At 55.8% G+C, this 12,526-nt stretch carries 15 protein-coding genes and 2 pseudogenes; 2 read left to right on the forward strand and 15 right to left on the reverse strand.

Going from position 1 to position 12,526, the window contains the following annotated elements; all coding sequences use genetic code 11:
- The 7 genes and pseudogenes from GM298_RS05615 to GM298_RS05645 form a co-directional block, all read right to left on the reverse strand.
- Positions 1 to 77, reverse strand: a pseudogene (locus GM298_RS05615) (hypothetical protein); the annotation flags it as partial.
- Between the two features lie 16 nt (positions 78 to 93).
- A pseudogene (locus tag GM298_RS05620) lies at positions 94 to 312 on the reverse strand (endonuclease domain-containing protein); the annotation flags it as partial.
- 77 nt (positions 313 to 389) lie between these two features.
- Positions 390 to 1,532: a radical SAM family heme chaperone HemW gene (gene hemW / locus GM298_RS05625; protein ID WP_266153773.1), complete on the reverse strand. Its 1,143-nt coding sequence runs from the start codon at positions 1,530 to 1,532 to the stop codon at positions 390 to 392.
- Positions 1,525 to 2,118, reverse strand: coding sequence for an XTP/dITP diphosphatase (locus GM298_RS05630; RefSeq protein ID WP_047959435.1), 594 nt, complete (start codon positions 2,116 to 2,118; stop codon positions 1,525 to 1,527). Before GM298_RS05630 ends, hemW begins: the two co-directional genes overlap by 8 nt.
- Before the next feature lie 3 nt (positions 2,119 to 2,121).
- Positions 2,122 to 2,418: a DUF167 family protein YggU gene (gene yggU, locus GM298_RS05635; protein ID WP_025757710.1), complete on the reverse strand. Its 297-nt coding sequence runs from the start codon at positions 2,416 to 2,418 to the stop codon at positions 2,122 to 2,124.
- The gene (locus GM298_RS05640) at positions 2,415 to 2,981 is read right to left on the reverse strand and encodes a YggT family protein (protein WP_013098667.1); all 567 of its coding nucleotides are present in this window, start codon (positions 2,979 to 2,981) and stop codon (positions 2,415 to 2,417) included. The genes yggU and GM298_RS05640 overlap by 4 nt, the downstream gene beginning before the upstream one ends.
- Positions 2,982 to 3,002: 21 nt before the next feature.
- Positions 3,003 to 3,704 (reverse strand): YggS family pyridoxal phosphate-dependent enzyme, encoded by a 702-nt coding sequence (locus GM298_RS05645; protein WP_266153774.1) that lies wholly within the window; start codon positions 3,702 to 3,704, stop codon positions 3,003 to 3,005.
- 17 nt (positions 3,705 to 3,721) lie between these two features.
- Between GM298_RS05645 and GM298_RS05650 the strand changes: the two genes are divergently transcribed.
- Positions 3,722 to 4,702 (forward strand): type IV pilus twitching motility protein PilT, encoded by a 981-nt coding sequence (locus GM298_RS05650; RefSeq protein ID WP_045286599.1) that lies wholly within the window; start codon positions 3,722 to 3,724, stop codon positions 4,700 to 4,702.
- Between the two features lie 9 nt (positions 4,703 to 4,711).
- Here GM298_RS05650 and ruvX read toward each other — a convergent pair whose 3' ends face one another.
- The 8 genes from ruvX to metK all read right to left on the reverse strand — a co-directional run bounded on the left by ruvX (position 4,712) and on the right by metK (position 11,791).
- Positions 4,712 to 5,128: a Holliday junction resolvase RuvX gene (gene ruvX / locus GM298_RS05655; RefSeq protein ID WP_045286598.1), complete on the reverse strand. Its 417-nt coding sequence runs from the start codon at positions 5,126 to 5,128 to the stop codon at positions 4,712 to 4,714.
- Complete coding sequence (locus GM298_RS05660) at positions 5,128 to 5,688, reverse strand: YqgE/AlgH family protein (protein WP_025757717.1); 561 nt, start codon at positions 5,686 to 5,688, stop codon at positions 5,128 to 5,130. The genes ruvX and GM298_RS05660 overlap by 1 nt, the downstream gene beginning before the upstream one ends.
- An 82-nt stretch (positions 5,689 to 5,770) precedes the next feature.
- Positions 5,771 to 6,718 carry a glutathione synthase gene (gene gshB / locus GM298_RS05665; protein ID WP_266153775.1) on the reverse strand — a complete coding sequence of 316 codons (948 nt, stop codon included), beginning with the start codon at positions 6,716 to 6,718 and terminating at the stop codon, positions 5,771 to 5,773.
- 18 nt (positions 6,719 to 6,736) lie between these two features.
- Positions 6,737 to 7,468 carry a 16S rRNA (uracil(1498)-N(3))-methyltransferase gene (gene rsmE, locus GM298_RS05670; protein WP_025757719.1) on the reverse strand — a complete coding sequence of 244 codons (732 nt, stop codon included), beginning with the start codon at positions 7,466 to 7,468 and terminating at the stop codon, positions 6,737 to 6,739.
- Positions 7,469 to 7,529: 61 nt separating this feature from the next.
- Positions 7,530 to 8,228, reverse strand: a complete 699-nt coding sequence (gene endA / locus GM298_RS05675; protein ID WP_266153776.1) for a deoxyribonuclease I — start codon at positions 8,226 to 8,228, stop codon at positions 7,530 to 7,532.
- Positions 8,229 to 8,322: 94 nt separating this feature from the next.
- Positions 8,323 to 8,820: a SprT family zinc-dependent metalloprotease gene (locus tag GM298_RS05680; protein ID WP_025757721.1), complete on the reverse strand. Its 498-nt coding sequence runs from the start codon at positions 8,818 to 8,820 to the stop codon at positions 8,323 to 8,325.
- 58 nt (positions 8,821 to 8,878) lie between these two features.
- A complete protein-coding gene (gene galP / locus GM298_RS05685) occupies positions 8,879 to 10,276 on the reverse strand; it encodes a galactose/proton symporter (protein WP_266153777.1) in 1,398 nt (465 codons plus the stop codon).
- A gap of 360 nt (positions 10,277 to 10,636) precedes the next feature.
- On the reverse strand, positions 10,637 to 11,791 hold the full coding sequence (metK, locus tag GM298_RS05690; RefSeq protein ID WP_014885184.1) for a methionine adenosyltransferase: 1,155 nt from the start codon (positions 11,789 to 11,791) through the stop codon (positions 10,637 to 10,639).
- A gap of 138 nt (positions 11,792 to 11,929) precedes the next feature.
- On the opposite strand from metK, the gene GM298_RS05695 reads away from it, so the two are divergent.
- Positions 11,930 to 12,328, forward strand: coding sequence for a hypothetical protein (locus tag GM298_RS05695; RefSeq protein ID WP_025757723.1), 399 nt, complete (start codon positions 11,930 to 11,932; stop codon positions 12,326 to 12,328).
- Positions 12,329 to 12,526 lie beyond the last annotated feature (198 nt).

Genomic DNA, 12,526 nt, shown 5'->3' on the forward strand with positions numbered 1-12,526 from the left:
GGAATGCCCGGTGAAGTGCCCGGCAGCAGGCCGTGACGGGCCATCAGGGTATGAACGGTGCTGAAGGCGGGCATGGTTTGCACCCTCTCCCTTTCAGGGAGAGGGCCGGGGTGAGGGTAGCAGCGTTTTCAGTGTCTCAAGGATCTTTTCTAACACCGCCTCTTCGTTATTACAAAGTTCGTTGTTCCAGAAACGAATGACGTACCAGCCCTTTTGGTTTAACCATAACGTCCTTTGACGATCGTATTCCTGATTTTCATCATGCTGTCCGCCATCCAGTTCAATAGCCAGCCGCGCCGCGCAGCAGGAGAAATAGTAATGCCCATCCCCACACTCTGCCAGCCTTTCCCTCAGCCGGCAGCGCGGGATGTAAAATCCTGAATCAGCCTTCAGGATCCTTCGGTGAGGAACAGCTCGAGAAGGGAGTTTAAGAACAGTTTGCCATGCTCGGTGATCTGCCAGTATTCCTCACATTCCGTGAGATACCCCTGCGCCAGCGCTTCGTCAATCTGTGGACGAATCACTGACTCCGGCAGCCCGGTATAACGCGCAAACTCCGCACGCGGTGCGGCTTCCAGCAGGCGGAAGCGGTTCATAAAGAACTCAAACGGTTTATCCACCGCCTCGACATCATGCTGACGTTCCAGGTAACGGCCTTCCATATAGCCACGCGGGTGGCGGGTCTTCGCCGTGCGCAGAATACGCCCGTCCGGGAAAGTCACTTTACCGTGCGCGCCGCAGCCAATCCCCAGATAGTCGCCAAACCGCCAGTAGTTCAGGTTGTGCTGACATTGATAGCCTGGCTTCGCATAGGCGGACGTTTCATACTGCTGATAGCCTGCGGCAGTCAAAAGCCTGTGGCCCTGCTCGAAGATATCCCACAGGGCGTCGTCATCCGGCAGCACTGGCGGGCGCGAACCAAACAGCGTGTTGGGCTCAATGGTGAGCTGGTACCACGAAAGATGTGGCGGGTTCAGTTCAATCGCCTGGCGCAGGTCATCCAGCGCCTCGTCCAGCGACTGGTCCGGCAGGCCGTGCATCAAATCCAGGTTGAAGCTGCGAAGATTAAGCCCCGTCGCCAGCGTTGCCGCACGCTTCGCCTCTTCCGGGCCGTGAATGCGCCCCAGGCGTTTCAGTTTCGGCTCGCTAAAGCTCTGCACACCGATGGAGATGCGGTTCACGCCTGCACGCTGATACTCGACAAAACGGTCGGCCTCAACGGTGCCGGGGTTGGCTTCCATCGTAATTTCAGCATCCGCTGACAGGTTCAGGCGCGCACGCACGCCGTCCAGCAGCGTTTGCATCGCCGGGCCTGACAGCAGGCTCGGCGTACCGCCACCAATGAAAATGGTCTTAACTTCACGTCCCTGTGCGTACGTGACATCGGCGTCCAGATCGGCCAGCAGATGCGCAACGTAGTCATCGTGCGGCACTTCGCCCTTCAGCGCGTGCGAGTTGAAATCGCAGTACGGGCATTTCTGCACGCACCACGGGATGTGAATATAGAGACTCAGAGGTGGCAGATTAGCCATTACGCAGTGCTTCCAGTAACAGTTTCAGGGCGCGTCCGCGGTGGGAAATCGCGCTTTTCTCTTCGCGGGTCAGTTCCGCAGCGGTCTTACCCTCGGACGGGACAAAGAAAATAGGGTCGTAGCCAAAACCGCCGTTACCTGCCGCTTCGCGGGTAATCACTCCCGGCCAACTGCCATGGCAGACGATGGGGGTCGGGTCTTCCGCATGACGCATATAGACCAGCACGCAATGGAACTGCGCGGTACGCTGCTCGTCCGGCACGTCTTTCAGCGCGACAAGCAGCTTTTCCAGATTCTGCTGGTCGGTCGCGTCCACGCCGGAATAGCGTGCAGAGTAGATCCCCGGCGCGCCGCCGAGAAAATCAACCGCCAGGCCGGAGTCGTCAGCGATTGCGGGCAGGCCCGTAATCTGTGCGGCATGGCGTGCTTTCAGGATCGCGTTTTCAATAAACGTCAGCCCCGTCTCGTCGGCGGAATCCACGCCGAGCTCGGTCTGGGCGACCACATCCAGCCCAAAATCATGTAATAGCGAGGCCAGCTCGCGCACTTTACCGGCATTACCGGTCGCGAGAACAACTTTCTGCATGGTTTAGTCCTGTTCTGTCAAAGCCGCGACTTCCGTCGGGATAGATTGCGGGTTGAGGATTTTTACCTGTTTATGCCGCCCCAGTTCGCCTTTTTCAATGATGACCTGGCTTTTAGCCACGCGAAACTGTTTTGCCAGATATTTGGTCAGATGCGCGTTCGCCTGGCCGTCAACGGGCGGGGCAGTGATGGCGACTTTTAACTCGTCGCCATGCAGTCCAACAATAGTGTCACGGCTGGCTTTCGGCTGAATATACAGCCGTAAAACCAGCCCGTCAGCGCAGGTGGATACTGCACTCATAGCGCCATCCACAGCCCCGGCAGCAGCATATCGCCCGTGGACTGTAACAGCTCGGCGATCCCCATGTTGACCACATAAAGCAGCAGAACGAGGATCATCGGCGAAAAATCGATACCGCCCATAGACGGAAGCAGGTTACGGATCGGACGCAGCAGCGGTTCGGCCAGCTGAATCAAGGCGTACTCCACCGGGCTACGACCCTGGCTGACCCAGCTCATGATGGCCATCACCAGCAGCACCCAGAAGATCAGCAGACCGATGGTTTTAATCAGGATCAGGACGGCTGCAATCCAGATGATCGGCTGGAAGGTAATGACCATAAACAGCACGATTGCTTTGATAACGCTCAGAATAAACGCCACCAGCAAAGACGCGCTGTCGATGGGACCCATTGCCGGGATAATACGGCGCAGCGGTCCGACAACAGGTTGCGTGATTTTCACGACAAACTGCGAGAACGGGTTGTAAAAATCACAGCGGGCCCACTGCATCCAGACGCGCAGCAAAAGCGCCATCGTATACAGCTCAATGACCGTTGAGAGCAGGAAAGTCAACGTCTTCATGGCGTTCCTCAGGTTTCCTTATTATTGGGTGTAGTCGCGCGCACCGAAAATGGCTGTACCGATGCGCACCATAGTGCTGCCTGCCGCGATGGCGGCTTCCATATCATCCGACATGCCCAGAGAAAGCGTGTCTACTGTGTCATAGCGCGCTTTAAGCGCCTCAAATGCTACAGCCATTTGCTGTGCCACGGCAAACTGCCTTTCATAACTTGACTCAGGGGCTGGAATGGCCATCAGCCCGCGCAGGGTTAAGCGCGGCAGGGCGGCCACCTCTGCCGCCAGCGCATCTACTTCACCGAGCGCAATGCCGGACTTGCTGTTTTCATCGCTGATGTTGACCTGAATCAGCACGTTAAGCGCAGGCAACTCTGCCGGACGCTGGTCATTCAGGCGGGTCGCAATGCGCAGACGGTCAATGGTGTGGCACCAGTCAAAGTGCTCTGCCACCAGACGGCTTTTGTTCGACTGCAGGGGACCAATAAAGTGCCACTGCAGAGACGTATTCCCCTGTTGCTGGAAGTAGCGAATTTTGTCCACGCCTTCCTGAACGTAGTTTTCACCAAACGCTTGCTGGCCTGCATCAATGGCTTCTGCGATGGCGCTCGCAGGCTTCGTTTTGCTGACTGCAAGTAACGTAATTTCTTCTGAAGCACGGCCGCAACGCGTTGCGGCGGCTGAGATTTTGTCCCGGACCTGTGCCAGGTTATGCGCAATGTCGTTCATTTTCCGAGGAGTAGTCTATGGATGTGGAAGAAATGGTGGCCCTTAGTGTAAAGCATAACGTCTCCGATCTACACCTGTGCAGTGATTCGCCACCCCGCTGGCGCAGAACAGGCCGTCTTGAGCCGGCACCGTTTCCGCCTCCGGACGTTGAAGCGTTGCTAAAAGCGTGGCTCAACGACGAGCAGCAGGGAATATGGTGGGCAAACGGGCAGGTGGATTTTGCGGTGACGGTAGCGGGGGGCCAGCGCCTGCGCGGCAGTGCCTTCAGGCAGATGAGAGGTGTCTCCGTGACGCTTCGGCTGTTGCCGCGAACCTGTCCGCAACTCGCTTCGTTGGGCGTGCCGCGGGCCACTTCGGAACTGTTATCCAATGATGCCGGGTTGATTCTGGTGACGGGGGCAACCGGTAGCGGCAAATCCACCACGCTCGCTGCGATGGTCGATTTTCTCAACCATCATACCGACGGCCATATCCTCACGCTTGAAGACCCGGTGGAGTTTATCTACCAGAGTGAACGCTGCCTGATACAGCAGCGGGAGATAGGCCAGCACACGCCGTCATTTGCGGAAGCGCTGCGCGGTGCGTTACGCGAGGATCCGGACGTGATCCTGCTGGGGGAACTGCGCGACAGCGAGACGATCCGCCTGGCGCTGACGGCGGCGGAAACCGGGCATCTGGTGCTGGCGACGCTGCATACGCGCGGGGCATCGCAGGCGATTGAACGGCTGGTCGATACGTTTCCGGCGCAGGAGAAAGATCCGGTGCGCAACCAGCTGGCCGGCAGCCTGCGGGCGGTGCTGGCGCAGAGATTGGTTCCCGATCTCCAGGATGGACGCGTCGCGCTGTATGAACTGCTGGTGAATACCGCTGCGGCGGCGAATCTGATTCGCGAAGGAAAAACGTGGCAACTGCCCGGCATCATTCAAACCGGTCAGCAGGCGGGCATGCAGAACTTTGACCAGAGCCTGGCGGAGAGACGGGCGCAGGGGCGACTCTAGGCCCCTTGCTCAGAAGCCCTGTTCGAAATAGCTTTCGAGGATGATGACGGCAGAAGCGGAGTCCACGCTGCCTTTGTTGAGCGCCCTGAAACCGCCGTGTTCAAACAGACCCGCACGCGCTTCGACAGTGCTGAGACGCTCGTCGTGAAGCTTTACGGAAACACCAAAGCGACCGTGGATTTTATTGGCAAATTTACGCGCCCTGGCGGTAAGCGGCTGTTCTGTGCCATCCATGTTGAGCGGCAGCCCAACAATCACGTCATCCGGCTGCCACTCTTTGAGCAGACGTTCAATGAGACTCCAGTCTGGCGTGCCGTCGTTGGCCTTCAGGGCCGTCAGCGGACGTGCGGTGCCGGTAATGCGCTGACCCACGGCGACGCCAATGCTTTTGGTGCCAAAATCAAAAGCCAGAAGTGTTCCGCTCATCAGGCGTGCCCCGCTACGCCAGGCATGGTCAGAATATCAATGCCAATCAGTTTCGCCGCGTCACGCCAGCGATCGGCGATAGGGGTTTTAAACAGGATATTCATGTCCGCTGGGGCGGTGAGCCAGGCGTTATCGAGGATCTCTTGCTCAAGCTGGCCTTTTTCCCACGAGGAATAGCCCAGCGCCACCAGCACTTCAGAAGGCTGCTCAGCGGTGCCCAGCGTTTCAAGCACGTCGCGCGAGGTAGTGATGACGGTGTTATCCGAAATGCGAATACTGGAAGCGAATACCGGCGGTGTATGAAGAATAAAACCGCGATCTTCTGCAAGAGGTCCACCCAGCATCACGGGTTTATCCAGCCGGATTTCCGGCAAGCGCGCTTCAGCCGGGATTTTCAGCTTGTCCAGAATCCCTTCAACCTGAAGATTTTCCAGCGGTTTGTTGATGATAATGCCCATCGCGCCGTCTTCATTGTATTCACAGATATACACCACAGCGCGGCGAAAAATCGGGTCCTGGAGAGCAGGCATGGCAATAAGAAAGTGATGCTGTAAATTCATTGTCAGAGGTACTGTTTCCTGGTTTAAAAAGCGACAGCGACCAGTATGCGGAGAAACCCGGGCGCTGTCACTCATTGGTGGGTTATTTCTGCAGGCGTTTTTCGATGGCGTCCATCAGCATTCCGGTGATCGAGACCGGGAATTCCGCTTCAATTTCACGAATGCAGGTGGGGCTGGTGACGTTCACTTCCGTCAGACGATCGCCGATGATATCCAGGCCAACGAAGATAAGCCCTTTCGCCTTAAGGGTCGGACCGACGCGGCGGGCAATTTCCCAGTCACTTTCGGTCAGCGGGCGCGGCTCGCCGCGGCCACCCGCGGCCAGGTTACCGCGGGTTTCGCCACCCTGCGGGATACGTGCCAGGCAGTACGGCACCGGTTCGCCATCCACCACCAGCACGCGTTTGTCGCCGTCTTTGATCGCCGGAATATAGTTCTGCGCCATGCAGTAACGTGTACCCAGCTCGGTCAGGGTTTCGGCAATCACACCAATGTTCGGATCGCCTTCTTTCACGCGGAAAATCGACGCGCCGCCCATTCCGTCCAGCGGCTTCATGATGATATCACCGTGCTTCTGCCAGAACTCCTTCAACTGGGTTTTGCTGCGGGTCACCAGCGTTTCAGGCGTCAGGTCAGAGAACCAGGCGGTGTAGAGTTTTTCATTACAGTCGCGCAGGCTCTGCGGTTTGTTGACGATCAGCGTCCCTTTCTCCTCTGCACGTTCAAGAATATAGGTGCAGTAGATATACTCGGTGTCGAATGGCGGATCTTTACGCATCAGAATGACGTTGAGATCGGCAAGCGCGATGTCCTGTTCTGCGCCGAATTCGTACCATTTGTCGTAGTTCTGCTCGACGTTAACGATGCGGGTGCGCGCCCGGGCTTCACCGTTGATCAGGTAAAGATCGTTCATCTCCATATAGTGGAGTTCATAGCCGCGACGCTGCGCTTCCAGCAGCATAGCGAAGCTGGAATCTTTCTTGATGTTAATGTTTGCGATGGGGTCCATCACGATGCCGAGCTTGATCATCTTTCTCTCCAATATGCGTCAACCCAGATCGCCAAACCGTACCTGTAGCGCGGTAATGGCCGTGAGTGCCGTTGTCTCAGTGCGCAGAACGCGAGGTCCCAACAGAATATCAGTAAACTGGTAACGTGCCGTCATCGCGATTTCATCCGCCGAAAGCCCACCTTCGGGACCAATCAGCAGGCGTACGCGCTCAACGGGCAAGGGCAGCGTATTGATGCTGGCGCTGGCGCGCGGATGAAGATTGAGCTTCAGCCCACTGTCCTCTTCTGCACACCACGCCTCCAGATCCATCGCCGGGCGGATCTCCGGAATACGGTTACGGCCACACTGTTCACAAGCCGCAATGGCAATTTTCTGCCACTGCTGGATCTTCTTGTTCAGACGTTCCGCATCCAGTTTAACGCCACAGCGCTCAGAAAAAAGTGGCGTAATGAGGCTTACACCGAGTTCAATGGATTTCTGAATGGTGAACTCCATCTTTTCCCCGCGCGACATTACCTGGCCCAGATGAATGTGCAGCGGTGATTCGCGATCATCCACCTCGCCATGCAGCACGTTAACGTGCACGCTTTTTTTATCGGACCGCGTAATTTCCGCGTCGAAAACCTGGTTAGAGCCATCGAACAGCTGAATGGCCTGACCTGCGCCCATGCGAAGCACGCGACCAACGTGGTTGGCGGCGTCATCAGACAGGGCGATTTCTCGGCCTGCGGTAATCAGTTCAGGATGGTAAATGCGGGGAATGCGCATAGTCAGAAATTCCGTGTGTCATACGATGTAAGCAAATTGCCGCTAGTGTAGGTTAGCTCTTTTACGCCTGGCAAGCCCGCTGGACGTAAGGGTTATGATTCCCCTGAACCCTGGCGATGCGTTCGTCGCGCTGGCACTCCCACTCCGTCACCGGGTATTGCTTGTCCCAGGCGTTGAACAGCTGCGTCTGCTGGCGGGAAAGGTTGAGGTCGTAACGGTCACGCATATAGAAGTAGGTGCGGGCAATACTGCCGCGCGCGCGGGCAGGAGGCTCGGCGACTTTCTCTTTGAAATCAACCTTCATTCCACACTGGCCGTACTGGCCTTCGCCACCGTTCCACTGGCTGTACATGAAATTGCCGCGGTCGCCATTCACTTCACCCACAGCGGGCTGCAGGTTATGCATATCGCTTTCCATCTGGCGATAAACCGGATCTTTGGCGCAGTTTTTACGTCCGCCATCCTGCCAGCATTGGCGCTGGTGGCCAAACTGCCATGCCGGAACGACATGTTCCCATTCAATACGGCTGGCGCGGTTTTCGTTTTTACGCACCTTATAACCGCAGGACTCAAGGTCAACGACCCCTTTTTTACCCTGCCAGTTAATTTTACAGCCGCAGTAGAAATCGCCCGGCACGTCAGCGTTAACCTTTACACCGGCCGCTTTGGCCTGAGAGAAACTGGTGATACCGTCAGCCAGCGCGTGGCCTGAGAGCGCCGTCGTCAAAAAGGCGACCGCGAGAGAAACATTACGGGACATCTTACACTCCGTGTCAAAACGAGCCCGCAACGTAACGAATGTTGTTCCTGTATGCAATCAGTCAGATCAGGAAAGTTCCTGAAAGTTCAGGTGATTATTCCGCAACCAGCGGTTCACCGCATTTCACGCAGCGGTAGGTCGCTTCGCCGCGCACCACGCGATTATGGCGACGGACGGTAAGCTGGTGCTGCTGACACTGGCAGCGGTAGGGGAAGGTATTGCGGCGTACTGATTCCAGCTCGAACTGATGGGTCCGGCGCGCCGGAACGCCAAGCACCGCCTCCATCATCCACTTCCACTCTTTCCCGTGGGGGGCGACGCGCCCAAAGTGCTTCCACACCAGCAGGTGCGCCAGCTCATGCGGTACCACTTCATCGATAAACGCCTGCTGATTTTCCATCATCAGAACCGGGTTAAGGCGGATCTCATAAGACTCGAGCCAGGCGGTACCGGCCGCAGTGCCACGCTGCTGATACACGATTTTAGGTTCAGGGTAGTTGCGCCCGAGCTTCAGGTTTGCCTGGGCGAGTTTTTCCCGCAGGCTGCGCATTACGGCTTGCTGGATGGCAATGGGGAGACGGGGAGCTTTCATAGGGGCAGAGCATAAATCGCGAAGCGGGGAGGTGCAAGGGGCACCTCCCGTGTGAGGATTAGTCGTGGGCGCCGATTTCGCGCAGAGGACGACCTTTCATCAGGTTACGTTCAATATGTTCCAGGGACACATGTTTGGTTTCTGGAACCAGCCAGATGGTCAGCACGATAAAGAAGATGTTCAGACCGGCGTAAACCCAGAAGGTGTTGGCGTTACCCAGGGTGTTGAGCATGGTCAGGAACGTTGCGCCGACGATCATGTTGGCAATCCAGTTCGTTGCGGTAGAGCAGGTGATACCAAAATCACGCCCTTTCAGCGGCTGAATTTCGGAGCAGAGTACCCAAATCAGCGGACCGGCACTCATCGCAAACCCGACGATAAACATCAGCAGCATGCCTACCGCAAAGTACTGTGCGGTTGGTGAGTGAATTCCTACGTGCATCATGGTTCCGAGGATACCCATGCCGGCCGCCATCACCAGGAAGCCCAGCGTCAGGGTTGGCTTACGTCCCCAGCGGTCCACCAGGCCGATGGCGATAAAGGTCGCCAGCACGTTGGTCAGACCCACGATGACGGTTCCCCACATCTGCTCGGTGGTGTTGGTGTAACCCGCCAGCTCAAAGATTTTTGGCGCGTAGTACATGATGACGTTCATCCCGGTGAACTGCTGCATGACCTGCAACAGCACGCCGAGGAAGACCGCACGGCGGAAGTTACTGTTCTCTTTGAACAGCGCCCAGCCGGACTGTTTGACCTTCAGGCTTTCGCGGATCTCTTCCAGTTCGTTCTTCGCCTCTGCGCTGGTATCACGCAGGCGAAGCAGCACGCGCTCGGCATCGACGAAACGGCGTTTAGCGGCAAACCAGCGCGGGCTGTCCGGCAGGAAGAAGACGCCAATCAACAGCAGAACCGCAGGGATGATGATTACGCCGAGCATCCAGCGCCATGCGCCGCTGTAGCTAAACGCGGTATCGGAAAGGTATGCGCCCAAAATACCGATGGTAATCATCAGCTGGTACATCGAGATCATACTGCCGCGGATCTTTTCCGGTGCGATTTCAGACAGGTAAAGCGGCGCGGTGTAGGATGCCACCCCCACCGCCAGGCCGAGCAGCACGCGGGATATCAGCAGCACCTCAACGTTAGGCGCAGCGGCAGAGAAGAGTGAACCGGCAACGAACAGGATCGCGCCGATCATCAGACTCTTTTTACGTCCGAGTTTGAAGGAGAGCCAGCCGCTACCGACGGCCCCGACGGCAGCACCAAACATCATGGAGCTGACCACCCACTCCTGGGTGTGAGCGCTGATCTGGAACTCTTCAGTGATAAAGGGTAATGCACCGGCAATTACGCCGATATCCAGGCCAAAAAGTAATCCTGCCAGGGCGGCGAGGAAACAGACGAAGAAAGTCATCGCCTTGTTGGACGTGCGCCCCTGTTTTTTATTGTCAGGCATTATGCCCTCCAGTTGGGTTATCAGTTTTATTGATATTAAGGGTAGGTGAGCGACCCGTAAAAATATGTGAGATTAATCACATTGGTGTAATCGGTTACACTAATGTGCAACCGTAAATAAAATTAAAGCTTTGAAAATATAGAGGTAAATGAGGTGATGTGCATCGCGAAAGAGCACATTTCAGACTTAACTGAAAGGGGATGTAACAGCAGAAGAAAGGCGATCATGCAAAGAGAATATTCTGAAAGCGGAAGGCTTCCGTTGCGGTGTAATCGGTTCCATATAGTCCGCCTTTCAGCCGCCACCCGACAAAAAAAAGGCCAGCCCGAAGGCTGGCCTTTTAAAAGAGATGTCAGTCGATTATTTCAGACCGGCAGCTTCACGCAGCAGGGCGGCTTTGTCGGTTTTTTCCCATGGGAAATGTTCACGACCAAAGTGACCGTATGCAGCGGTTTCTTTGTAGATAGGGTGCAGCAGATCCAGCATCTGAATCAGGCCGTATGGACGCAGGTCGAAGAACTCGCGCACCAACAGGGTCAGCTGTTCTGAAGGCACTTTCTCAGTACCAAAGGTTTCAACCATGATGGAGGTGGGTTCCGCCACGCCGATAGCGTAGGAAACCTGAATCTCACAGCGGTCAGCCAGGCCGGCAGCAACGATGTTTTTCGCCACATAACGCGCCGCATACGCCGCAGAACGGTCAACTTTAGACGGGTCTTTACCGGAGAACGCACCGCCACCGTGACGCGCCATGCCGCCGTAGGTATCAACGATGATTTTACGGCCGGTCAGACCGCAGTCACCCATTGGGCCGCCGATCACAAAGCGTCCGGTTGGGTTGATGAAGAATTTGGTTGCGCTGCTCAGCCATTCAGTTGGCAGAACAGGTTTGATGATCTCTTCCATCACTGCTTCCTGCAGGGATTTCTGATCGATCTCTTCGGAATGCTGGGTAGAGAGAACCACCGCGTCAATACCGACGATTTTGCCGTCGTCGTACTGGAAGGTCACCTGGCTTTTCGCATCCGGACGCAGCCACGGCAGGGTACCGTTTTTACGTACTTCAGCCTGACGCTGCACCAGACGGTGTGCGTAGGTGACAGGTGCTGGCATCAGCACGTCGGTTTCGTTGGTTGCATAGCCGAACATCAGGCCCTGGTCGCCCGCACCCTGTTCCAGCGGATCGGCACGGTCAACGCCCTGGTTGATGTCTGGAGACTGTTTGCCAATCGCGCTCAGTACCGCGCAGGAGTTGGCATCAAAGCCCATATCAGAATGCACATAACCGATCTCACGCACCGTGTTACGGGTGATCTCTTCGATATCAACCCATGCGCTGGTGGTGATCTCACCGCCAACCAGAACCATGCCGGTTTTGACATAGGTTTCACACGCTACGCGCGCTTTTGGATCCTGGGCCAGGATCGCATCCAGCACCGCATCGGAGATTTGGTCAGCAATTTTATCAGGATGTCCTTCTGATACGGACTCGGACGTAAACAGGTGTTTTGCCATGTTTTATTTCACCTAAGAGGAATTTGGTTAGCTCAAGCTGCTGTGTGGAATAGCCAAAGGAGATAATTCTACCAAGGCCTGCAGGTTTTTGACACTGGCAGTATGAGTGTTAATCAGTATAGATGGATTAACATCTGGATGGCTATTTTAGGTCACTTCTTCGCCCGATTTCCAGTTTTTTTTGACTCACCTCTCACTGAGTTGAAAACAGCGCTGGAAATTTTTCCTGACGGCACTGGCAACACGCGCATTTTTGTTTTGCTTTTTAGCCCCCTTCTCGGTATAAAACGCGGCGCGCGGCTCATATCCGTCATACTTCAAGTTTCATGTGCGTTGGCTTCCTCGCTCACCCCAGTCACTTACTTTTGTAAGCTCCCGGGGATTCGCTGCGTCGCCGCCTTCCTGAAACTCGAATTATTTAGGATAACCAAAAAAGCGCTCGATGGATTCATCGTGTCGCCACTTCCAGCCGGGTTAAGCAGTGAACTTTTAGCTTTGGCTTGTGGTCCGTTTCAGCAGAGGCGGCCGTGGAGGTGATACGAGATAATGAACCATCGTTTTTCGCTAATTCAGCGCAGCCGTTCTGGCGCGCATTTGATTCCCGCAACCCGCATTTCTAGTCTGCAAACCTGCCGATGTTATACCCATCTCGGCGCTTCTCAGGATTCCAGGGCCGGTTACGCTTTGTGAAAACTGAACAAGGGCGCTCTTGTTAATACAAGAGTTTTCTCGTGG

Source organism: Enterobacter sp. HSTU-ASh6, assembly GCF_026319105.1.
Lineage (GTDB): Bacteria > Pseudomonadota > Gammaproteobacteria > Enterobacterales > Enterobacteriaceae > Enterobacter > Enterobacter sichuanensis.